The sequence below is a fragment of the Lysinibacillus sp. NPDC092081 genome (assembly GCF_044755845.1).
Lineage (GTDB): Bacteria > Bacillota > Bacilli > Bacillales_A > Planococcaceae > Lysinibacillus.
Map to the genome: position 1 here is coordinate 13,186 of NZ_JBIVRU010000007.1, position 21,325 is coordinate 34,510.

The window sequence follows — 21,325 nt, forward strand, 5'->3', positions numbered from 1 at the left end:
ATTGGCAAATTTCTACTTTTCACGCTTTTATTCTACGGAAAAAATTAGCATTTTACAATATAACACTTTTTTATTTTACAAAGAAGAATATGTCATCTTTTTTATTCGACAAGAATACACTGTAATAGCTAGCTAAATCATTTCGGGAAAGGAGTTGTTTATAAATGGGTGCTAAATGGATAAAGATTTCAGTCTTATATTTAGTGATTGTTTTGGCCTTTGGACTGTTTATGCATTATACAATTCAACTCGAATGGACGGCGACACATGTACACATCGGTGTAGTAGGTTGGCTAACAACTGGTTTAATCGGCTTAATTTATTCCGTATATAAAGAAGCAGCCGAGACAGGACTGGCCAAAGCGCAATTTTGGTTTTATAATCTCGGATTACCGTTCCTCTTAGTCGGTATGATGATGGTCCATATAGATGTACCGCACTGGTTATTTGAGCTCTTTGTATCTGGTGGCGGTATCGCAGTAGCAATTTCAGTACTGTTCTTTGTTGTCAATGTCTTTAAAAATGTAAAATCTTAAATAGAAAGCCCCACTTTTTTTCATAAAGTGGGGCTTCATTTATATCATTCTCCCTGTACCCATTCAAATTATTATTGCAATGAATTCGCCTGCATTTGATACATTTTTTCGTAAATGCCGCCCTGTGCTAATAGCTCATCATGTGTGCCACGCTCAACAATCTTACCTCGATCTAAAACAAGAATACGATCTGCATTCTTAATAGTAGAAAGTCGGTGAGCGATAATGAATGTTGTACGTCCTTTTTTCAGCACATCCATCGCATGCTGAATAATCTCCTCTGTTTCTGTATCGATATTAGAAGTAGCCTCATCTAAAATTAAAATAGCCGGGTCAAAGGCAAGGGCACGCGCAAAGGAGATTAACTGACGCTGTCCAGATGACAGTGTGCTCCCCTTCTCAATAACAGGCTCATCATAGCCATTTGGCAAGTTCGCCAAAACACGTTCCCCACCAACTGCCTTTAATGAAGTTTCTATTTTCTCTCGCGAAATTTTAGGATTATTCAGGCTGACGTTCGAAGCAATTGTACCTGTAAATAAGTATGGGTCCTGTAGAACAATACCCATATGTTCACGCATTGTTTGACGAGGTACAGAAGTGATGTCAATTCCATCAATTGTAATTTTCCCTTTAGATGGGTCATAGAAACGGAACAATAAGTTCATAATAGAACTTTTCCCAGATCCTGTATGACCTACTAAGGCAATAGTTTCACCTTGATGTGCTTCAAATGAAAGGTTTTTCAATACGTATTCATCATTTTTATAAGCAAAGGAAACATCTTCGAACACCACATTTCCTTTATATCTAGGTAAACTTTTTTCAGATACTGGTTCCCCGTTAATATCTAACACCTCAAAAACACGCTTTCCTGCAACAAGTGAGCGCTCAAGCTGAGAAAATTGATTGACGATATTCGTGATCGGATTAAATAATCTCGTTAAATAATCGACAAAGGCATATAATGTCCCCGCAGAAATAACTTCCGTTGCCGTAAATGACTGTGTGCCAAAGTAAAAAATAAAGATCGTAAACATAAGAAGTCTTAATGTATTAACAAGGTTGAAGGAAGTTGCAGAATCAAGGAAAAGCAGCTTGCGTTCATATGCATAATGCTCATTATTCATGTCATCAAATTCCTTCGTCATTTGCTGCTCACGACGGAATGCTTGAATAATCGTCATCCCCTGAATCGATTCATTAATCATTGCGTTAATATCGGCAATTTTCGTTCTGATAACATCATTATATTTCGAAGCAACTTTACGGTATAAAATCATCCATAAATAAACGACTGGTACCATAGCCAATGCTAAGAATGCCATCTTCCAATTTAAAATGAAGAGTGCGATATAAACACCCACAATAGAAATTAAACTCGTAACGAAATTTGAAAGTACTTGAACATATAAATTACGAACAGCCTCGGTATCATTCGTTACACGGGCTACAATTTTCCCTGCTGGTAAATTATCGAAGTATTGAATTGGCAATGTTTGGATATGTTCAAATACATCTTTACGTAATTTTTGTACAACACGGTTGGCACCCATTTGTAAATAGATATACATAAAATAGCGTAAAACAGCTGTAGCTATTGCTAAAATTAAATAGACAAGTAATAGCCAAGTGATTGGTTTAAATTCAATACGGCCAATTGTCATGTAATTATCAATGATATGCTTCGCAATAAACGGCCCAACAAGCTCCGTAAAGACGGCGATTGTTAAGAAAAACAGTCCAAGTAGTATCGGTTTTTTAAAATACATTGCATAGCGTGTTAAACGTTGACTCGTACTCATGAGGCACCTCCTTCTAGCTGTTGACGGTCAAATTGCTCTTTATACCATCCTTGTTGTGCAAGAAGCTGCTCATGTGTTCCCTGCTCTACAATTTGGCCTTCATCTAGCACGATAATTAAATCGGCGTGCTGAATTCCTGATAAACGATGCGTAGTAATAATCGTCGTTTTATCTTGTCGTTCTCGCTGTATATTCTCAATAATTCTTGACTCTGTTTTGGCGTCTACAGCAGAAAGTGAGTCATCAAGCATTAAAATTTCAGGGTCTTTAATAAGCGCACGTGCAATTGAAACGCGTTGCTTTTGACCACCTGAAAGAGATACGCCCTTTTCACCAACAAGTGTCTCAAGGCCCATTGGTAAATTTTTTAAATCCTTTTCAAAGTATGCTGCACGAATCGCCTGGTGCAATTCAGCCTGTGTAGCATCTTCTTTTCCAAATAAAATATTTTCGCGAATGGTACGTGAGAATAGAACATGATCCTGTGGAACATAGCCAATCCAGTCGAGTAACTGCTCCTTCGTTTGTGCAGTAATATCGACTCCATCAATCGATAGCTGACCCTCGCCGATTGGATACTCGCGTAATAATTGTCGCAAGAAGGTCGTTTTACCCGCTCCTGTTTTACCAACAATCCCAAGTGTTTGCCCTTTTTTCAACGACAATGAAATTTCCTGGAGGTTTTTCACCTGACTCATCGGATATTGGAATGTTAAATCATCAAAGCCAATCGCATTTGGCGTCATAATCGTTTGTGGATCCACAATATTCCGAACATCCGCCTCATAGTTTAGCGTTTCCTGTACACGATCAAGAGAAGCGTTACCTTGCTGCATCACATTTATAAGTTCCCCAATTGCAAATATTGGCCAAACTGCTAGCCCCAAGTAAACATTGAACGTTACAAGCTGCCCTACTGTCATAGCCTCAGTCGCTACTAGATGAGCACCATAGCCAAGTGCTACAACATAACTAATCCCAGTACCGACCTTTGTAATCGGTCCAAATAAGGCGTTAATTTTTGCTGTATGCATATTTTTTTCATAGACAATCTCGCTCATCTCTGCAAAATCTGTTTCGTCCTTTTTTTCTTGTACGTATGCCCGTACAACTCGCACACCTGCAACCGACTCTAGAACACTATCATTTAGCTCTCCAAAAACATCTTGCGCCTTCATATAGCGTTCATGCACAATCTTCCCTAAATATTGAATAAGAATGGCCATGATCGGCACTGGCAGCATTGCAAAAAAAGTAAGCTTCCACGAAATCATAAAACCCATGGCAAAAATAATAAAGCCCATGTAGATTGTGGAATCAATCAGTGTCATAATCCCGAAGCCAGCAGTCAACGACACTGCGTTTAAATCATTCGTCGCACGTGCCATTAAATCTCCGGTACGATTTTTCTCATAAAACGTTGGTGTCATGCGCAAAAAATGCTGCATAAGGTTGCGGCGTAAAATTTTCTCTAGGTTAATAGCCCCTTCAAATAATCTGAATTGCCACACAAAATTAAGGACATAACCCCCAATCATGATACACACAAAAATCAAAATATACTTCGTTAAAAGAGCTGATGTCATTTCTCCAGCAGTCAATATATCAATAATTGACCCTAGTAAATACGGTGGAACAACTTCTAAACCACTTGCTATCATTAATAGCAAAACGGCTATAGTATATTGCTTCCAGTATTTCTTAAAAAACCAGCTTAATTTACTTAAAACATCAAACATACTTTATAACCTTCTTTCTCTAGTGCTGTTAAAGCTGTGCTACCCACTATCCATAAATTTCTTGATGAAAATCATTTTTTGTACTTTGTTTCGCATACACATACACTCCCTTTTTTGTTATCACTACAACCCTTTTTTGCAACAAAAAAAAGACACATACCCCCAAAAAAGAGCATGTGTCTCTTAATAAAAGGCAAGGAGTTACCCATGCCTTTTATTGCAATGTAAAATAATATGTTAGAAGACATGGACAATGTATGCAGTTGTGCTTTGATATGATACTGATAAAATTAACATCGTCATGCCCTCCTTTACTAAAATTTGTTATAGTGTTCTTGAAGATTATCACATCTTAGAAATATTTGTCAACCAGCTTGCTGTTATTTTTTACGTTTTTCAAGAAATAATTAGCGCTTTAAAGCAACGAATTGCTAAATTTAATATCCAGGAGTAAATCATTCGGAGAACCTTACATTTAGCATAAAATACTAAAATTTTTTATATTGACTTTAACGCTACGTAAACCTTTATGGTTAGTTTGTATTAACCTAAAGGAGGAAATAGACATGAATGAATTTTATCAAATGCCCTTATTCGTGAAGCTAAAAGTAAGAGATATTAAAAAGTCAAAAGAATGGTATGCAAACGTACTAAGTTTCAATTCAGTATTTGATTTTCCAGATGCTAAACAACTTCAATGACACATTTAAGAGGAACAAAGTACCAAGATTTGATGCTGTTAAAGGATGAAGAAGTCAACACTTCTGACTCAGTCATTATTAATTTATTCTCTCATGATATTCATAGTATTTATCAAGCCGCACTGGAAAATAAAACAAATATCATTCAAGAACCGACAATTCAACCATGGAATGCAAAAGAGTTAACTATAGAAGATCCAGATGGGTATATTTTCACAATAACGGAAAGTGTCGATTCCAACAAAGACTTTGATACTGTCATTGACAACGTTAAAGGTCAATTATAGTAATAATAAATTATGACATGATTGCAACAGACACATTCGAAGTCATTTCGAATCATTCACCTATTATTAATTTTAAAAAGCGTTTGCCTGTTACACTACTTGGTAAAAAAAGAATCAAGTTTACGATGAAAGAAATAAAATCGGTAAGTAGTATCCTTGATTCCCCACGAATTGACAATACGATTACTGTGTTAAATACAAATTTTTCAATTAAAACATGTTATTGAATCATTGCTGGAAGACCCTAACGAACAAAGCTAGTTTGATAGGGTCCAAATCAATTTATCGGAACAATTTTTAGATTTATCGCCCTAATTTTTTTAATTTATCACCTAACTTTAATTTATCGCCTAACTTTTTAAATTTATCACCTAACTTTTTAAATTTATTGCCTAACTTTTTAAATTTATTGCCTAACTTTTTAAATTTATTGCTTAACTTTCTAAATTTATCGCCTAACTTTAATTTATCGCTCATCTTCCCAATAAAATTAAAGAATAGCAAACACGGAGACTGTCCCTTGATTTCCATTAAGGGTGTAAAAATGCCGTCTATCTTTGCTCACTCCAACATCCCTCGGTGCAAGTTGAATATAAGAGACACGAACGCCAAACTGAAACATCGGTTACTGTTTTGAATTTTACAGTGTGCTTTTCAAGGCACCGGCTCTATTATTATTATTATTTAGTAATTTATTATTTAGTAATTAATTATTAATTATTAATTACTATTGACGGTTTTTCCGTTAGCGGGTTTTCCGTCAACGGATTAACCGTTATCGGATTATCAGTCGACGGTGTAATAGTATTTGAATACCTAAAGAGTTTCTCGTTCAGAACTACTTAGATAATGCTTCCTTGTTAGTTATATACATATAAAGAGATGATATAGGGACATTAACTACAAAGTATTTTGGCAGGAAATATAAGAATTTTAGTCGACAATATAATAAAATAGTATTCAAAAAGTCAAAATAAACTATAGAACGAAAACATTTGATCCATAGTTAGTAAAACGGTGATATTTTTGAATTTATATAGCTATAGAAATATATCTAAAACGGGTGTCTCATGATACACTTTTCAATATAGACATTTTAGTAAGGAGTCTTTACTTTGAAATCATTTTTAGCTGTTGGAATTGGTGGATTTTTGGGTGCCATCTGTCGATATAGCCTTGGTCTAGCACTTTCAAATAACGGTGATTTTCCATTTGCGACACTTTGCATAAACTTAATTGGCTGCTTTTGTTTAGCTTGGCTATTTACAACGTTTACAAAGCGTACACCTATTATTTTAGGAATTGGTACCGGCTTTTTTGGTGCCTTTACAACCTTTTCGACATTTTCTTTAGAAACGCTATTACTTTTGCAGGATAGTAAGTGGTTACAAGCCGTTCTTTATATTTTAGTAAGTGTATTTGGCGGTTTAGCTTGTGCATGGCTAGGACTTAAACTAGCAAAGGGGCGCATCTTATGATAATTATTGGTATCGGTGGATTTTTGGGTGCACTAACAAGATTTTATCTAGGAAGATTGATTGTCCATACATACCCATGGGCAACATTTTTTATTAATATAACGGGTTCTTTTGCGCTTGGCTTTCTATTTGCATTACATCCAAGTGATTGGATTTGGCATTTTATAGGGCTGGGTTTTTTAGGAGCCTATACGACCTTTTCAACATTTGGTTTTGAATGTTTGCAGCTCTTAGAGCAAAAAAAATGGAGACAAGCAATAATTTATATATGCACTACAATTTTATTCGGTTTACTTTTCGCTGCACTCGGCTTTTTCCTTGGATAGCAGCAATTTATGAGATACTAGAGGTGATTTTGTGACACAGCCATCAATTGAACAATTACAAGCACTCGAAGCTGAAATTGAACAAACACTATATACTTTAATCGACCTAGAACTAGCAGAAAACTTTCCAGAAATGAATACACGCTTTGCACAATTACTTGCAAAGATTCAAGCAGCTCAGTTAATTAATTATAAACTTGATGTCCTCGTTGACCCTCAAGCATTTGCGACAGAAACATGTATTCTACTACAAAGTTTAATAGAGGCAAAGGCTAGACCACATAAAAGACAACGACTCCTAACACATCGTATGATTTTAAAAATATGGCTACGTAAAAATCAACGCTTTATGAATGAATTTTTACCACAAATGTTTTAGGCGCCTCTCGATCTCTCAATGGCGCCTACTTTTAAAGTGGCAATTGTTGCGACACAATTTTATTTCCCCCTTTCAATTGTTAAATCAAATTATGCTGCGTAAGAATATTAAACCCTTCAACAGCAGCCACTTTCCTACCCCCTAATCCTCTTACTTGTTCAATTCCCTTAATTATTGTAGCTTTGAAATAAGGTTTGATTAAAAAAATGTTGCAAATATTGATTTTTTATTATAATATTTATTATTGTGAAAAAAAATAATATATTTGCTTCTTATCAAGAGAGATGGAGGGACTGGCCCGATGATATCTCGGCAGCGGAACTTATGCTTAAGTTACTGTGCCAAATCCAGCAGGCAAAGGCTTGATAGATAAGAGGAGTGTTTTATAATATAAGGCCTCTTCTTGTTATTTCAAGATGAGGCCTTTTTTCGTAAAAAGAAATGGACAAAAGACGTGTCCAATTTTATTTGTTGGGGGTAAACAATGAAGAAAGCGAATCCATGGGCGCTGATCCCATTTGTTGTTTTTTTGATTTTATTTATTGGTTCAGGGGTTATTACAGGTGATTTTTATGCCTTCCCTGTCATTGTAGCCATTTCCATTTCAGGCGCTGTGGCTCTGGCAATGAATCGAAAAGAATCGTTTGCGCAAAAGGTTGATATTTTTTGCAAAGGCGCAGGAAATGTAAATGTCATGCTGATGGTTGTTATTTTTCTCTTGGCTGGGGCCTTTTCAGCGGTAGCAAAAGGCATGGGGGCAGTGGACTCCACTGTTAACTTTGCTTTATCAGTCGTCCCGTCAAACCTGCTTGTCGTAGGCTTGTTCATCATTGCCTGCTTTATCTCCCTGTCAATGGGTACATCGGTGGGAACGATTGTTGCACTGGCGCCAATTGGAGTTGGGGTAAGCGAGCATATCGACCTTTCCATGGCTTTAGTAATGGCAGCGATTGTTGGCGGTTCGATGTTTGGCGATAATTTATCCTTTATTTCGGATACAACAATTACTGCCGTTCGTTCACAAGGCGCACAAATGAAGGATAAATTTAAGGTGAATTTTTGGATTGTGTTACCGGCAGCTATTGTAACGAGCATTATTTTAGGGATTATCACAATGGGTGAAACGGCACAAGTGGAGCATTTAAGCTATAGCTGGGTAAAAATTGTTCCCTATGTTTTGGTCATTATTTGTGCGTTAGCTGGAATGAACGTTTTCCTAGTTCTGGCGTTTGGGATTGTTCTCGCCGGAGCTGTTGGCTTAGCGGATGGCAGCTATCATTTAATGAGCCTTTTCCAGAAGATTGGTGAAGGGATGGCAGGCATGTATGAAATGGCATTTCTTGCGATATTAATAGCTGGCATGGTGGAGGTTATTAAGTTTAACGGAGGAATTGACTTTCTGCTTCACCTTGCGACAAAAAGGATTAAATCGAAAAAAGGTGCTGAATTTGGTATTGCCGGTCTTGTAGGGCTAACTAATTTATCGACGGCCAATAATACGATTGCTATTTTAATTGCTGGTCCACTGGCAAAAAATATTGCTGAACAGTATGAGATTGAGCCGAGAAAGTCCGCAAGTATATTAGATATTTTCTCCTGTACGATCCAAGGCATTCTACCATACGGAGCCCAATTCCTGGCAGCCGCGAGCGTAGCCGGAATTTCGCCAGTGAGCATGCTGCAATACTCTTTCTATCCAATCCTTATAGGAATTTGCGGAATCATCGCTATCCTTATCGGATACCCGAAAGAAAAGAAAGCCTGAACTTCATCCCTTTTAAAAAATATTGATTTACCATTAAAATAATCCAATTGTTTTGAAAAAAGATTAATCAAAACAATTGGATTTTTTATTTGAGGCTATTCATTTTTTGTGAAAAATTTTGATAGCGCTTAGGATACGTTCCCCAGCTTATAGAAAAAATTCAAACGATCTGATAGAGTCAATACTTAAAAGTTACAATTATACTTTCTCGTTAGTTAATTCGTAACGTCTATATTTGACCATAAATCCAATTCCGAGAATAGGTCCAATCGCTAAAATTGTAAAGACCCACTCCCAACCAATGATCCTCTGAATAATAGGGATTAGATTTATAGAAAATATAGTAAAGAGGAACCCAATACACATTTGAAATGTAAGGGCTGTACCTACATAATCACCTTCAGCTATTTCTGAAACTGCAGCAGAAAATTGGGCGGAATCAGATATGACAGACATCCCCCAGATCATGGAAATTAATAAGGTTAACCAAATATACTGCCCAAATGTAAAGCCTATTACGATCGAACAGATAGCACTAATTAACATAGAAATAATCGTTAAATTGGCTCTTCCGATTTTATCTGAGATTAGTCCCCCTATCACACAACCAATCCCTCCAGCAATTCCAATTGAAATAAAGGAGGATAATGCAATGAACCAATGAGGAATATCTGGTGAATAGGTTAAGAAACTAGCTGTCAAAAATGCAGGAAGCCATGTCCACATCGCATACAATTCCCACATATGGCCGAAATAGCCATAGTTCGCAAGCATTACTGGTTTATTCAGAACTACTTTTTTTATTAATTTTAAAGAAAAATGCGTTTTATTGGGTAAAATCGGAGCATCTTCTAAAATATAAGTAACTATTATAGCCGATAATAAAGCCAATACTGAAGTACTAATTATCACGAGTTTCCAATTTAACGAAGAAAAAAACATAACTACAAAATGTGGTAATGATGATCCTAATGTTACTGCTGCTATTAAGACTCCAATTGCAAACCCACGTTTTTGGGGGAACCATTGTGATAAAATTTTCACAGCTATTGGATAGACTCCAGCGAGAGTTATTCCAGTTAAAATTCTAAGTAGAATACCAAAAAAAGCGTAATTAACGAAAATTAGCAAGACATTTAATAGTGCACCTAGAAAAACTGAAGTTGCAAAAACTTTTCGGGGATTAAAGCGGTCCGCAACCCCAAAATATGAACTAAACAATGATCCTATTACAAAGCCAATAGGAATAGAAGCTGAAAGCCAAGCTTCTGAATTGGGGCTAAGGTTCCAAATTTCAATTAATTCGGGTGCAATCACTGATGCGCTAAACCACAAGCTTAAAGCACATAATTCTGATAATCCAATCCATACCAATGCTCTCCAAGAACCTTGAATCAAACTATCCCCTCCGAAACAAATATGAATTACAAAAAATAATGGGTTAACCCTTCCCCAAAATCAAAATCATTCCTTCAATCATATTTCAAATCGAAATGATACGCTAAAAGAAAAGGTTGGATTGTCATTTACACAAAATATTTACAGTCCATTACTAACAAATATGGTATAAAATCCACCTGCATCTTATTATAGATAAAATAAAAACAACCTACTATTATTTCTTATTGAAATTACAGTAGATTCTCGTATTTTTATACTATTAATTAATATTGTGAAACAAGTTAAATAAGCTTGTACTTGTTAAAATTACCGTACAGTTTGAGGTTTGTAACCATTCACTTAAAAGTTTAATTGTCTTATTTACCTCCCTCATGGCATCATCATATAGTGTATAGGTCCTTATAAATAGGTGTTGTTTCTGAAGCTACCTAAAAAATATGCATATCAGTGCTTGAGCAAACATGTGTCCAGCCACCGTAAGCAAATAGTTCAAAATACTCCTCTTCTTCATCCTTCCGTAATTTACGATAATCAATACTAAAGGCTGTTTTCGTATAGATTGTTACTATAAATACATAAAGAATATAAAAATGGTCAATAACTAAATAATCATCTGATACTTCCCCATCCAAGTTGAATTCAATGGAGTATGCGCCAATTTCGATCAAAGTAAAAAAATTTACAGTAAAGAACACAAACGTTTCAACAATTGAATCTATATTTTAATTATATCGATTTTTCTTCCATATCAGGACGTTCTTATTTGACCCTTACAATTCACTCTACAGTGATACTATTATAGTGGAATTTTTAACTAAAAAAATGACCTTACTTGTGGTATCGCTCTAGCTTAAAAGCTCTAGACTAGATAATGCTCTCTTGAAAATGAAAAAGCTCCTTACATATTTTCAAACTGAAATAAATCAACTATAATGGAATATAAATGGTAGAAATGATAAATTCTACTCATTTATCTTTATTTATACAAATCTACTGTAGAGGAGCACGAAGATGAAAAAGAAGTTTTTATCCTTACTCATGACCATAATAATGGTCCTATCAGTTAGCGTATCGGTGTATGCCGATGAAACGTCGCCAACAGCGACAAGAGGAGAGATCGTTAAAACCTTGTTGATGGCAGCAGACGCTTATCATCCAGGAATTAGTAAAGAATACGTTATGCAAGGCTCTAAAAAAGAAGATTTAAGAGAGAATGAGCCAGCTAAGAAGGTTGAAGCTTTAGTCATGTTGAGTAGGGCATTCGGCGAATTGCCAGAGCCTGTCGGAAATGATCAGCGCAGTGGAACATTTGGCGTCGAGTTCACCGATGTACCCACTTGGGCTAAGAAAGATATCGATAAACTGGCAAAAGCAGGCGTACTGACGGGCAACCCTGACGGCACATTAGGCGCAAATGACAATATTACGATCGATGAATTCCATAAAATTATCGCCAGAGTGTGGGCGCTTGAAGGCTCCCGTTTAAATGACGATTTTTATGAAGCAATCAATAAGGAATGGTTAAATAAATCGACAATTCCGGCTGGAGAAATCATGGGCGGCGTATTTTCCGAGCTGTATAAGCAAAATAACAATAAAATAGAAAAAATAATAGATGAGCTCGTTGGCAAACAATTGGCAGAAGGAACAAAAGAACAGAAAATTGCCGACTTCTATTCGACGGCGTTGGATAAAAAAAATAGAAATAAACAAGGGATTGAACCCATTCAAAAATATGTAAAGGCAATTGACGGGGCTAAAACGCTTGATGAACTTGTTCAAGCTGATCTTACCCTGGAGAAAGAATCGGGTCAAAGCTCATTATTCAGCTTTGCAATCATGAACGATGCAAAGAACAGCAGTAAAAATGCTTTGTATTACGCTGGATTAGCTACAGGTCTGGATAAAAACAGCTTTGACACGGAAGACCCGAAAGCGAAAAAAGCCTATATTCAATATATGACCAGACTTCTTGTGTTATCGGGCGAGAAAGAGTCTGCTGCGAAAGCACTTGCCGAGAATGTTTACGAAATGGAGAAAAGCTTAGCTTCCGTATCGCTTGAACCTCATGAACAAGGTGATGTCAATAAATACTATAATCCGTATACAATTGAACAATTCGATGACATGTTCAAAACAGTAGATATGAAACAAGTCTTGAAATCGATGAAAGTCGACAGTGCTGATAAAGTGATCGTATTCGATGTGAAGCTGGCACAAAAAGGCGCGGAACTCTTGACTGAAACTAATCTTAACGTGCTTAAAACTTACTCCAAAGTGCACCTACTTATGGAAGCAGGCGGTTTGTTGTCAGATGAATTCGGAGATGCTGCTAAAGAGTTTGACGCAACGTTATACGGCGTTACAGGAGAAAAAACAGATCAGGAAATCGCAGTAGCCAAGACAACTGGCACAATGGGCGGATATTTGGAGCAAATGTTTGCCGAGAAACATTTTTCACCAGAAGCTAAAAAAGATGTTGAGCAAATGGTAGAGAAGTTAATTGCTACGTATGAGGAAAGAATCAAAGCTCTTGATTGGATGTCAGAAACAACAAAAGCTAAAGCAATTAAAAAGCTGGATACGATGATTGTTAAGATCGGTTACCCAGATAAGTGGGATACGACATTAGATAAAGTAGCGATCAAGACATATGAAAAAGGTGGTTCGCTGTTCTCTAATACCTTAACAGTAAACAAAACATACATTGATAACATGAAAGCCGAGCTAGGAAAACCGGTGGATAGAACAAAATGGGGTACAAGCGTATATACCGTAAATGCTTTCTACAATCCTTTTAATAACGAAATTACGTTCCCTGCCGGTATTCTTCAAGCGCCTTTCTATGATATTAACGCTAAACCTGAAGAAAACTATGGTGCCATTGGCATGGTCATTGGCCATGAAATCAGCCATGCATTTGATAACAACGGATCGGCATACGACGAAAATGGAAATGCAAATAACTGGTGGACGGAAGAGGACTTTAAGAAATTCAAAGAGAAAAACCAGGAACTGATTGCGTTCTATAATAACATTGAGATTATTCCGGGTGTGTTGAGCGACGGTCAGCTTACACTAAGCGAGAATGTCGCCGATTTGGGCGGAATGGCCGCTTCTCTGCAAGTTGTATCCAAAATGAGTAACCCAGATTATAAAGCATATTTCGAAAGCTATGCAGAAATCTGGAAATCCACAACCACAAAAGAATTTGCAGCAAATCTGAGCAAAAACGATTTACATTCAGCCAATAAAATTCGAGTAAACCGCACAATTGTGAACTTCCAACAATTCTATGATACCTATGGAATTAAGCTTGGAGATGGCATGTATGTAGCCCCGGAAGATCGAGTTTCCATCTGGTAAAAATCAGAGCAGATAGAGCTTATTCCGATTCGATAGCTCTTACATCCGTGTATAAAGATAAAGAGGCTGTCTAGGAAGTCCTTTTTAGAGCAAGGCTGTTTTCTCAAAGATTGTTGCTGTTAAAACATAAAGGCAGATTTAATCTACAAAACGTGTAGATTAAATTCTGTCTTTTTGTTTCGATATTTCTTGAATCGGAATTTTACGAGAGCCCTCGTTAATTTAATAAGAACAGCGACGCTTATTAAACAATCTCACCTGATTACGGAATATCATTGAAATAATTGACGTTTAAATCACATTGTAAAAGAATAATCTTTTATGACTTTACAAATTTCCACATTATATTGCATGTACCATTTTTCTTTTCCGAATTGCTGTGCAACTAGATGTTTTGAATTTTCTTTCCATGCTTGAATGGCCTCTAGTGATTCCCAATAGGATATAGTAATCCCCTCCCCTTCAGCATTTCTGGCACTTTCTACACGGAGAAAACCAGGCTGTTTTTGTGCTAGTTCATCCATTACATCTGCCATCTTTTCATAGCCTTCTCCATCCTCGTCTGTTCTTTGCGATGTGAAAATTACGGCATAATATGTGTCCATAGCTATTTACTCCCTCCTCAATATGTATTATTGTAAACGATAAATACTTTTACGAATATCGAAATGTGGAATGCAGAAAGGATTGTGACAAATGGGTATTAATCCAAACATGGCTGAAATCGCTTCGCTTCTTGGAGAAACTTCAAGAGCTACAATGCTTGCTAGTATGATGGATGGTCGTTTTCATACTGCCAGTGAATTAGCTTATATGGCAGCCATTAAGCCCCAGACTGCTAGCTTTCATCTTGCAAAGTTAGTAGATGGTAAACTTGTGAAAGTAGAGAAACAAGGTCGTCATCGATATTTTCAATTAGCAGACGAAGAAATTGCTCATTTACTAGAATCCTTCCTAGCGATTTCTCCACCACCTGAAGTACGCTCCTTAAAACAATCTAGCCAAATGAAATTACTACAGGGTGCAAGAACTTGCTATGACCATTTAGCTGGTAAACTAGGCGTTCGATTAACAGAATCATTGGTTAACGCAGGCTATCTAAAATTAGAAGAAAAGCAGTTTCTCATAACATCTAAAGGTGCACAATTTTTTACGGATTTCGGTCTTGATTTAGATGATTTAAAAAGAAAGCGTCGATCATTTTCCCATGCATGTTTGGATTGGAGTGAACGACGTTATCATCTAGCAGGTGCTCTTGGTCAAGGAATGCTTACACATTTTTTAAGCTTGGGATGGGTGACTCGTGTCCCATCTATTCGTGCCATAAAAGTGACTGAAAAAGGAAGGGCTGGCTTTAAAGAAGTTTTTCAGTTAGATGTATAAACTAACACAAGCCACTGCCTTCTTTCCGCGGACAGTTTATACTCGACTCTCCGCGGATATTTTTTTGACGTTAGCCGTAAAATTACGGTTCACAAAATATATACCAGTAATTATAAACAGCCCTCCTACGACTAGCGATGGTTTTAATGGTTCATTTAATAGTATCCAGCCTGTTATCACACCGAAAAATGGAGCTAAAAACAAAAAGGCACTCGTTTTTCCAGGATCACTATTTTGTAAAAGATAATACCAACCGGCAAATTGAACAATTGACGAGAAAATGCTAAGCCATAATATAATGAATACTGAATGAACATTCACAGTAAAGAATGGTTGTTCTAACACGAAACTTGCCAATAAAAGTAGTAAACCACCAAATAGCATTTGATAGGCTGATAGCACCCATGTATCAAATAAAACGCCCCATTTTTTAGCTAGTAGTGTCGCAATTGCCCAAAATACAGCTGAAAGAATACCAAAAAGAATGCCGATTTCCCCTTCAATCTGCATACCCATTGTAATCGTAACACCAATTAACCCCAAGAAAACACCACACCATTGATACAATCGGTAACGTGCTTTCGTAAATATTGTAGCAAATATGACTACAAGCAAAGGATTCGTAAATGTTAGAATAGAGGATTCACTTGCTGTAATTGTCCTTAAGCTTAAAAAAATACAGCCCATTACACCGGTAGTTTGAAATGCTCCAATCGTTAAAATTTTCATCCAGCCTTCTTTTGAAGTTGGATGAGGTCTTTTTAACGCTATCACGATGACAGCCATCATTATCCCTGCTAGTATAAAGCGGAGTGCAGCCAATAACAGTGGAGATGCATAAGGCAATCCCAATTTAACAATGGCAAATGAAGACCCCATTAAAAATGTTGCTAAAACTAACAATGCTGTAAATTTATAAATATTCATTATTTGTCCCCCTATTTCTATATTTAAGAACATTATAGATAGGAAAAACTTCAACTCTTATCGAAGTATGAAATACATATAGTGCAGGAAGGAACTTTATTTTCAGTTTCATTTCATTTTTTATGCGTATACTTAGTTGAATATAGGTAATAGGAGGAAACTGCCTTGAAAATATTACTAGCAGAAGATGATGCACGATTAAGAAGAAATATCGTTCATATTTTAAAGAAAGAATTTCACCATGTGACAGAAGCGGAGAATGGGCAGGAAGCGCTAGACCATACGCTTACAGAGCAATTCGATCTTGTTATTTTAGATTGGATGATGCCGCACGTTAGTGGAATTCAAGTGTGCCAGCAGCTACGAAACACTGGATTCAATGGTAGTATTTTAATGCTAACAGCGAAGGACGACACAGAAGACATCATTAAAGGACTTGATAGTGGCGCAGATGATTACATAGTAAAGCCATTTAAAATAGAGGAACTGTTAGCAAGAGTTCGCGCATTACTACGAAGAAAAGATAAAGTTATAGAACAGGTCATCCAGATAGATCATTTACAGCTGAATGTAGATTCCCGTGTGTTTTTATACAATAATGAGGTTATAGATCTAACAAAAAATGAATTTTTACTGTTAGAATATTTATTTATCAATAAAGGTCGTGTACTGACTAGAGAACAAATTTGTATTTATATATGGGGCTACGATTACGATGTTTCAAATAATTCCTTAGATGCTTTAGTCAAGCTTGTTCGAAAAAAAATTGATGATAGTCAATCCAAATCACGTATTCAAAATGTTAGAGGTATTGGCTATAAACTGAGGGAAGACTAATGTTTCATAAAACGAAAAAGAAATTATCCTTTTTGTATGCAACGCTTTACTTTTTGTTATTTTCACTATTCGTTATTGTTCTATACTTCTCTCTCATGAAATTAATGGAAAATCAACAAATAAACGAATTAGAAGACTTTTATGGTAGACAAGAGCATGATTTCTTTGAACATGTTCATGCAGATACTAAAACTTTAAATTATGACCCAAATCGCAGTTTTTTTTACTATATTTACACAAAGGATCATAAGTTTGTCCATGGTGATGAATCTTACAAGGGACTGAAGAATCAGATTGAAAAAGCGTTTGGCAATAGGAATCCAAATGAGGAACTCGTACAGCATTATGAATGGCAAGAAGAGCATTTTCTACTTTTGAAAAAGCCAATTTACAACGATGATACAGTAGCAGGCTATATTTTCGTTGGTAAATCTGTGACGTCACAGCATCATTTTTTCCAAATGACAAAGTATTTACTAATATTATTAACTTGTATTTCAACGGTCTTAATCGGTCTACTGGCTTATTATATGGCGGGTAAAGCGATGATCCCTATTCAATGGTCGTTCGATAAACAAAAAAAATTCGTATCCGATGCATCCCATGAATTACGAACACCATTGAGTATTTTTTATAGTTCACTTGAAATTTTAGAAGATGAGGAAGCAAAGCAATTAAGCCCTTTTGGAAAAGAATTGATTGCGGATTTAAAAGATGAGGCTGAAATAATGAAAGAGCTCATAGAAAAACTACTGTTCTTAGCAAGACATGATCAGCAGCAGGTTTCCATTCAAAAAGAAATCATACCGTTATCAACTTTACTTAAAAAAGTGAGCACGAAATTCCAAAGGATTATGCCTCCTGACATACAGTTTTCTACTGAAATACAAGAAAACATCGAGTTGCTTGGTGATGCTTCAAAAATACAAGAGCTGCTTTATATTCTATTAGACAATGCGATAAGATATACAAATAGTGGAGCAATAACACTGACACTTTTAAAAAATCAAGACTCTGTAAAAATTACTGTTGCTGATAGTGGAGTTGGGATGACTGAACAGGAATTGCCTTTAGTGTTTGAACGATTCTACCGAAGTGATGCTGCTCGTCAACGAAATGGTACTGGTTTAGGTCTTGCCATAGCAAAGGCAATAGTGGAACAGCATGAGGGAAAAATTTATGCGACAAGTAAAGTCGATAAAGGCACTATATTTCATATTGAATTCCCAATATAAATATTGTTCAACATAGAAGAAGCGGGGCTTTTTAAACAGCCCCGCTTCTTCTTAATTATTGTTGTGACGTTGAAATATTTACTTTTTTCATGAACTGGCTTATTGTTCTAGCAGCCAGTACTAACATGGTAATCCCTCCAGAAACTATATAAAACATGATAATCAACGTATTTTCTGTATCCGTTCCAATTAGCACTCCATGAGCAAGTGATAATGCCCATGCTGGTAACACAAGAAAGTGAAGTTTTTTCCATAAGTTGCGATTCATTGTTCGAATCCATAAATCCGATGTCATGATCACCATTAAAAATAAATAAAATGCAATTGTTCCAAGAGCCGATGGTAGAGACTGATATTTTGCTGAGAAAGGAATTAAAATCCCTACTAAGCTATATGGCTCATAATGATCGATTAAAAGCACTAACATATGCGCGATTACGGTAATTAACCCTAGCCATCCCGCATTTTGATGTAGATGATAAATTAAATTTTTATGGGATTTGACAAATGATGATTTTCTCAACAAACCAAATATAATGGAAATTGTAAAGTAAAAATACGCTAAAAACCCTAATAATCGAATCCATTCCCACGTACTGATGATCATTTATTTCACCCCCGCCATTATCCAATTTGGTGCTTGCCCATCTTTAACAAGGAAGCGGGCACTTTGTTGACAATTATTTTCGAACCATTGCTGCAATTCACCTTCATCCATAAGAAAGCACAGCTTTGCCCCAACCTCTGCATCACTTAAAGAGGGCGTTACGACTGAAGCTTGTAATACTTCTGTATTTGCAATTTCACCGGTTTGTCCGTTTAATAAATGATGCTTCTTCATCGTTCCTTGCATCCAGCTTCGATAAACTCGATTAGATGTAGCGATGGCACCTGTTTGCATCTTAATCGAGCTAATTTCCTTGTCGATATCCCAGGCATCTGCAACACCGATTGTCCAAGTCTTTTCCCCGGAAGACCACATTTTCATATCCCCTCCCCCGTCTATTAGTCCGAAATCAGGAGATACTTCTTCTTCAAGCCAATTCGCCAATTTTTCAATGGCATATCCTTTAGCAAATCCACCTAAATCAATTTCCTGCTGTGCTATCTTCATTACTTGCGCATCACCGAAAAATTGAAATGGTTGATCTGCAAGCAGAGGTTTATTTTGAAATGCCTTGCTTTTAGCTTCATCAAATGGGAAAGATTGATTGTAGCCATGCTGTTCTAATTGGCGTTTAAGATATGGTGAAAATAAACCATTAGAAAGTTGATAATATCGATCCGCTTGCACTAAACAATCATATAGTAACGAACTAATGCGTAGCGTTTCTCCAATTTCTAAATCATTTAGTTGTGATAATTCATTATTCGATTGAAATCTTGACCATTCTTGTGCTACGTATTGAAGCCATTTCTCGGCTTTTTCTTTCCATACGAAATGAACACCTTTTGGCATAGCTATATAAAATTCAGTATTCATTATTTGCAAAGCTAGTGTATCCATACGATCAACTCCATTAAGTTCTTTTCGTTTTGCGCTCGCTTTTAACAGCAGGTTGACTTGTAATTTCAAAGTTTGTCCAATCTAGCTGAACTAGTTCTTTTTCTTTTTTCGTCATATTTTCCTGATCTACTTCTTGAATATTATTTGTGCGTGTAGTTTCGGCTTCTGTTGGGCTGTTAATTTGGGTTAGTATCGCTGCAGATAAAAGTATCCCTGACGCACCTAATACCCATTTTGCCTTTTTCGGATCTTTCATAGTGCTTCCCCCTAATTTGTAATTGGCTGGCAGACAAAGGTTTGATTATTTTCTTGCCACTCTGCTATATAACCTAAGCCATTCGTTATTGTACTAATAGGTACATATAATTCCTCATTCATATAAAATACTTGTGCAGGAGATGGTGTTTTCACATTGTTATCATAAACAACGTTAGTCCCAGCTCGGTAAATTAATTCATTTGCTTCATTTTGGATCTCTAAAATTTTACTTACTTTGTAAAAGGTTGCTTTTGCTCCTAGAACCTGTGCTACTGCTTTTCCTGGTACAAAAAATTCCCCATCTTTTGGTATAACAAAAAAGCTCTGCTCCTTATTTGTACCTTCTACCTTTAACGTGACCTTTTGAGAGCTTGTAAAAGGTAGCACTTCTTTATCTGCAGCAACTGTTCGTGTCCAAATATTCCAAGTACCTTTTGCACTTACAGCTTCTTGAAAGTAGTAGGTTTCGCCTTCTTTTTCATCGTCATAGTAATATTTCTCATCGTGCTCGTCATCGTCGTCCTTATAGTCCTTATACTTTTCATGTTTTTTATCTTCGTGTTTGTCATCATCTGCATGTACGACTACGTCATTTGTTATAAAACTTGCCAATATTAGAACTACAACAAGACTAATTTTTTTCATCTTCATCTACAAAACTCCTTTCCTTTGACTTCATTGTAGGTTTTAAAAATGATACTTGACTGAATTTTTCAAACAAATTTTTATATACAACAAAAAGCCATTTCTACGGACAGATTCCTCTGCATAGAAATGGCTTAGTTCATAAATCTATTATTCTTTTGTATACATTATCTTGGTAAAAACTATCCTACATTATAAAAATCAGAGTAACTTTTGATATACTCTTTATATTCACTTTAAATTACTAAGACTCAATTTTGGAAGGAATACATCGCTTAAATGAAGGTTAACATTAAAATTATTGAAAAACTTAAAGAAGAATCCTGTACATTTAACATTCACAAAATAACGTCTTTTATTCAAGATATCGTATCAACTCTTGAAAAAAACCCTGACAACTATTTATTAGCAAAGTCTACATCAAAAAACGAACAAGAAAAAATTCTCTATTCCAATATATTTTATTTAGAATATCTTGAACGAAAAATATTTATATACACAAATGATATTATTTTTGAAACAAAAAGCCCTTTATACAAATTGGAGCATGATCTTCCCAATAACTTCATCAGAATCTCAAAAACGATCATTATCAACATTCATTTTTTAAATAAATTCTCGGTTAAACCTAATGGCAATCTTGAAGCAATTCTCTCGAATGAAGAGAAAGTAATTGTGTCAAGAAAATATGTATCTTCTTTGAAAAAGACACTAACAAGATATTCTAAAAGCCCACTTATGTATTGATTT

Annotated in this window: 23 protein-coding genes and 1 riboswitch; of the genes, 12 read left to right on the plus strand and 11 right to left on the minus strand. The window is 36.0% G+C overall.

From position 1 onward, the window contains the following. Positions 1-164: 164 nt before the first annotated feature. The gene (locus ACIQLB_RS12440; protein ID WP_400725910.1) at positions 165-536 is read left to right on the plus strand and encodes a hypothetical protein; all 372 of its coding nucleotides are present in this window, start codon (positions 165-167) and stop codon (positions 534-536) included. A 71-nt stretch (positions 537-607) separates the two neighbouring features. Here ACIQLB_RS12440 and ACIQLB_RS12445 read toward each other — a convergent pair whose 3' ends face one another. Further along, positions 608-2,341: an ABC transporter ATP-binding protein gene (locus ACIQLB_RS12445; protein WP_400725913.1), complete on the minus strand. Its 1,734-nt coding sequence runs from the start codon at positions 2,339-2,341 to the stop codon at positions 608-610. Further along, entirely contained in the window at positions 2,338-4,080 is a 1,743-nt protein-coding gene (locus ACIQLB_RS12450; RefSeq protein ID WP_400725916.1) for an ABC transporter ATP-binding protein, read from the minus strand. The genes ACIQLB_RS12445 and ACIQLB_RS12450 overlap by 4 nt, the downstream gene beginning before the upstream one ends. Before the next feature lie 566 nt (positions 4,081-4,646). Between ACIQLB_RS12450 and ACIQLB_RS12455 the strand changes: the two genes are divergently transcribed. Both ACIQLB_RS12455 and ACIQLB_RS12460 read left to right on the plus strand, forming a co-directional pair. After that, entirely contained in the window at positions 4,647-4,781 is a 135-nt protein-coding gene (locus ACIQLB_RS12455; RefSeq protein ID WP_400725919.1) for a VOC family protein, read from the plus strand. Then, complete coding sequence (locus ACIQLB_RS12460) at positions 4,778-5,068, plus strand: VOC family protein (protein WP_400725922.1); 291 nt, start codon at positions 4,778-4,780, stop codon at positions 5,066-5,068. Before ACIQLB_RS12455 ends, ACIQLB_RS12460 begins: the two co-directional genes overlap by 4 nt. Positions 5,069-5,371: 303 nt before the next feature. On the opposite strand, the gene ACIQLB_RS12465 is transcribed toward ACIQLB_RS12460, so the two are convergent. Next, on the minus strand, positions 5,372-5,545 hold the full coding sequence (locus tag ACIQLB_RS12465) for a hypothetical protein (RefSeq protein WP_400725925.1): 174 nt from the start codon (positions 5,543-5,545) through the stop codon (positions 5,372-5,374). Between the two features lie 638 nt (positions 5,546-6,183). On the opposite strand from ACIQLB_RS12465, the gene crcB (ACIQLB_RS12470) reads away from it, so the two are divergent. The 4 genes from crcB (ACIQLB_RS12470) to ACIQLB_RS12485 all read left to right on the plus strand — a co-directional run bounded on the left by crcB (ACIQLB_RS12470) (position 6,184) and on the right by ACIQLB_RS12485 (position 9,016). Then, entirely contained in the window at positions 6,184-6,546 is a 363-nt protein-coding gene (gene crcB, locus ACIQLB_RS12470) for a fluoride efflux transporter CrcB (RefSeq protein ID WP_400725928.1), read from the plus strand. After that, a complete protein-coding gene (gene crcB / locus ACIQLB_RS12475; protein WP_400725931.1) occupies positions 6,543-6,872 on the plus strand; it encodes a fluoride efflux transporter CrcB in 330 nt (109 codons plus the stop codon). The genes crcB (ACIQLB_RS12470) and crcB (ACIQLB_RS12475) overlap by 4 nt, the downstream gene beginning before the upstream one ends. Positions 6,873-6,903: 31 nt before the next feature. After that, on the plus strand, positions 6,904-7,251 hold the full coding sequence (locus ACIQLB_RS12480; RefSeq protein WP_400725934.1) for a hypothetical protein: 348 nt from the start codon (positions 6,904-6,906) through the stop codon (positions 7,249-7,251). Between the two features lie 269 nt (positions 7,252-7,520). Beyond that, positions 7,521-7,627, plus strand: a riboswitch (SAM riboswitch). 108 nt (positions 7,628-7,735) lie between these two features. Then, on the plus strand, positions 7,736-9,016 hold the full coding sequence (locus ACIQLB_RS12485) for a Na+/H+ antiporter NhaC family protein (protein ID WP_400725937.1): 1,281 nt from the start codon (positions 7,736-7,738) through the stop codon (positions 9,014-9,016). 198 nt (positions 9,017-9,214) lie between these two features. Here the strand turns inward: ACIQLB_RS12485 and ACIQLB_RS12490 are convergent, their stop codons facing one another. Then, positions 9,215-10,414, minus strand: coding sequence for an MFS transporter (locus tag ACIQLB_RS12490; protein WP_400725940.1), 1,200 nt, complete (start codon positions 10,412-10,414; stop codon positions 9,215-9,217). Between the two features lie 431 nt (positions 10,415-10,845). Then, the gene (locus tag ACIQLB_RS12495; RefSeq protein ID WP_400725943.1) at positions 10,846-11,085 is read right to left on the minus strand and encodes a DUF2812 domain-containing protein; all 240 of its coding nucleotides are present in this window, start codon (positions 11,083-11,085) and stop codon (positions 10,846-10,848) included. A 343-nt stretch (positions 11,086-11,428) separates the two neighbouring features. Between ACIQLB_RS12495 and ACIQLB_RS12500 the strand changes: the two genes are divergently transcribed. Further along, a complete protein-coding gene (locus tag ACIQLB_RS12500; protein ID WP_400725946.1) occupies positions 11,429-13,783 on the plus strand; it encodes a M13-type metalloendopeptidase in 2,355 nt (784 codons plus the stop codon). 296 nt (positions 13,784-14,079) lie between these two features. On the opposite strand, the gene ACIQLB_RS12505 is transcribed toward ACIQLB_RS12500, so the two are convergent. Beyond that, positions 14,080-14,388, minus strand: a complete 309-nt coding sequence (locus tag ACIQLB_RS12505; RefSeq protein ID WP_400725949.1) for an antibiotic biosynthesis monooxygenase family protein — start codon at positions 14,386-14,388, stop codon at positions 14,080-14,082. Positions 14,389-14,479: 91 nt separating this feature from the next. Between ACIQLB_RS12505 and ACIQLB_RS12510 the strand changes: the two genes are divergently transcribed. Further along, positions 14,480-15,166, plus strand: a complete 687-nt coding sequence (locus ACIQLB_RS12510; RefSeq protein ID WP_400725952.1) for an ArsR/SmtB family transcription factor — start codon at positions 14,480-14,482, stop codon at positions 15,164-15,166. A gap of 36 nt (positions 15,167-15,202) precedes the next feature. Here the strand turns inward: ACIQLB_RS12510 and ACIQLB_RS12515 are convergent, their stop codons facing one another. After that, positions 15,203-16,093 (minus strand): DMT family transporter, encoded by an 891-nt coding sequence (locus ACIQLB_RS12515; protein ID WP_400725955.1) that lies wholly within the window; start codon positions 16,091-16,093, stop codon positions 15,203-15,205. A 165-nt stretch (positions 16,094-16,258) separates the two neighbouring features. Between ACIQLB_RS12515 and ACIQLB_RS12520 the strand changes: the two genes are divergently transcribed. Both ACIQLB_RS12520 and ACIQLB_RS12525 read left to right on the plus strand, forming a co-directional pair. Beyond that, on the plus strand, positions 16,259-16,930 hold the full coding sequence (locus ACIQLB_RS12520) for a response regulator transcription factor (RefSeq protein WP_400725958.1): 672 nt from the start codon (positions 16,259-16,261) through the stop codon (positions 16,928-16,930). Next, a complete protein-coding gene (locus ACIQLB_RS12525; protein ID WP_400725961.1) occupies positions 16,930-18,165 on the plus strand; it encodes a sensor histidine kinase in 1,236 nt (411 codons plus the stop codon). The genes ACIQLB_RS12520 and ACIQLB_RS12525 overlap by 1 nt, the downstream gene beginning before the upstream one ends. 55 nt (positions 18,166-18,220) lie before the next feature. Here ACIQLB_RS12525 and ACIQLB_RS12530 read toward each other — a convergent pair whose 3' ends face one another. From ACIQLB_RS12530 to ACIQLB_RS12545, 4 genes are read right to left on the minus strand one after another with little or no spacing between them, the layout of a single operon-like run. Then, positions 18,221-18,772, minus strand: coding sequence for a ferric reductase-like transmembrane domain-containing protein (locus ACIQLB_RS12530; protein ID WP_400725964.1), 552 nt, complete (start codon positions 18,770-18,772; stop codon positions 18,221-18,223). Further along, positions 18,773-19,672, minus strand: a complete 900-nt coding sequence (locus ACIQLB_RS12535) for an FAD:protein FMN transferase (RefSeq protein WP_400725967.1) — start codon at positions 19,670-19,672, stop codon at positions 18,773-18,775. A 13-nt stretch (positions 19,673-19,685) separates the two neighbouring features. Further along, entirely contained in the window at positions 19,686-19,928 is a 243-nt protein-coding gene (locus tag ACIQLB_RS12540) for a hypothetical protein (protein ID WP_400725970.1), read from the minus strand. Positions 19,929-19,939: 11 nt separating this feature from the next. Next, complete coding sequence (locus tag ACIQLB_RS12545; protein WP_400725972.1) at positions 19,940-20,581, minus strand: stalk domain-containing protein; 642 nt, start codon at positions 20,579-20,581, stop codon at positions 19,940-19,942. Positions 20,582-20,854: 273 nt separating this feature from the next. Between ACIQLB_RS12545 and ACIQLB_RS12550 the strand changes: the two genes are divergently transcribed. Further along, positions 20,855-21,322 carry a LytTR family DNA-binding domain-containing protein gene (locus ACIQLB_RS12550; protein ID WP_400725975.1) on the plus strand — a complete coding sequence of 156 codons (468 nt, stop codon included), beginning with the start codon at positions 20,855-20,857 and terminating at the stop codon, positions 21,320-21,322. Positions 21,323-21,325 lie beyond the last annotated feature (3 nt).

What these genes read in the sequence shown, in the direction of transcription:
- ACIQLB_RS12515 (WP_400725955.1), bottom strand. Translation starts at nt 16,093, where the DNA reads ATGAATATTTATAAATTTACAGCATTGTTAGTTTTAGCAACATTTTTA.
- ACIQLB_RS12455 (WP_400725919.1), top strand. Translation starts at nt 4,647, where the DNA reads ATGAATGAATTTTATCAAATGCCCTTATTCGTGAAGCTAAAAGTAAGA.
- crcB (WP_400725931.1), top strand. Translation starts at nt 6,543, where the DNA reads ATGATAATTATTGGTATCGGTGGATTTTTGGGTGCACTAACAAGATTT.
- ACIQLB_RS12485 (WP_400725937.1), top strand. Translation starts at nt 7,736, where the DNA reads ATGAAGAAAGCGAATCCATGGGCGCTGATCCCATTTGTTGTTTTTTTG.
- ACIQLB_RS12540 (WP_400725970.1), bottom strand. Translation starts at nt 19,928, where the DNA reads ATGAAAGATCCGAAAAAGGCAAAATGGGTATTAGGTGCGTCAGGGATA.
- ACIQLB_RS12445 (WP_400725913.1), bottom strand. Translation starts at nt 2,341, where the DNA reads ATGAGTACGAGTCAACGTTTAACACGCTATGCAATGTATTTTAAAAAA.
- ACIQLB_RS12530 (WP_400725964.1), bottom strand. Translation starts at nt 18,772, where the DNA reads ATGATCATCAGTACGTGGGAATGGATTCGATTATTAGGGTTTTTAGCG.
- ACIQLB_RS12510 (WP_400725952.1), top strand. Translation starts at nt 14,480, where the DNA reads ATGGGTATTAATCCAAACATGGCTGAAATCGCTTCGCTTCTTGGAGAA.
- ACIQLB_RS12450 (WP_400725916.1), bottom strand. Translation starts at nt 4,080, where the DNA reads ATGTTTGATGTTTTAAGTAAATTAAGCTGGTTTTTTAAGAAATACTGG.
- ACIQLB_RS12500 (WP_400725946.1), top strand. Translation starts at nt 11,429, where the DNA reads ATGAAAAAGAAGTTTTTATCCTTACTCATGACCATAATAATGGTCCTA.
- ACIQLB_RS12535 (WP_400725967.1), bottom strand. Translation starts at nt 19,672, where the DNA reads ATGGATACACTAGCTTTGCAAATAATGAATACTGAATTTTATATAGCT.
- ACIQLB_RS12465 (WP_400725925.1), bottom strand. Translation starts at nt 5,545, where the DNA reads ATGAGCGATAAATTAAAGTTAGGCGATAAATTTAGAAAGTTAAGCAAT.
- ACIQLB_RS12505 (WP_400725949.1), bottom strand. Translation starts at nt 14,388, where the DNA reads ATGGACACATATTATGCCGTAATTTTCACATCGCAAAGAACAGACGAG.
- ACIQLB_RS12440 (WP_400725910.1), top strand. Translation starts at nt 165, where the DNA reads ATGGGTGCTAAATGGATAAAGATTTCAGTCTTATATTTAGTGATTGTT.
- ACIQLB_RS12460 (WP_400725922.1), top strand. Translation starts at nt 4,778, where the DNA reads ATGACACATTTAAGAGGAACAAAGTACCAAGATTTGATGCTGTTAAAG.
- ACIQLB_RS12545 (WP_400725972.1), bottom strand. Translation starts at nt 20,581, where the DNA reads ATGAAGATGAAAAAAATTAGTCTTGTTGTAGTTCTAATATTGGCAAGT.
- ACIQLB_RS12550 (WP_400725975.1), top strand. Translation starts at nt 20,855, where the DNA reads ATGAAGGTTAACATTAAAATTATTGAAAAACTTAAAGAAGAATCCTGT.
- ACIQLB_RS12525 (WP_400725961.1), top strand. Translation starts at nt 16,930, where the DNA reads ATGTTTCATAAAACGAAAAAGAAATTATCCTTTTTGTATGCAACGCTT.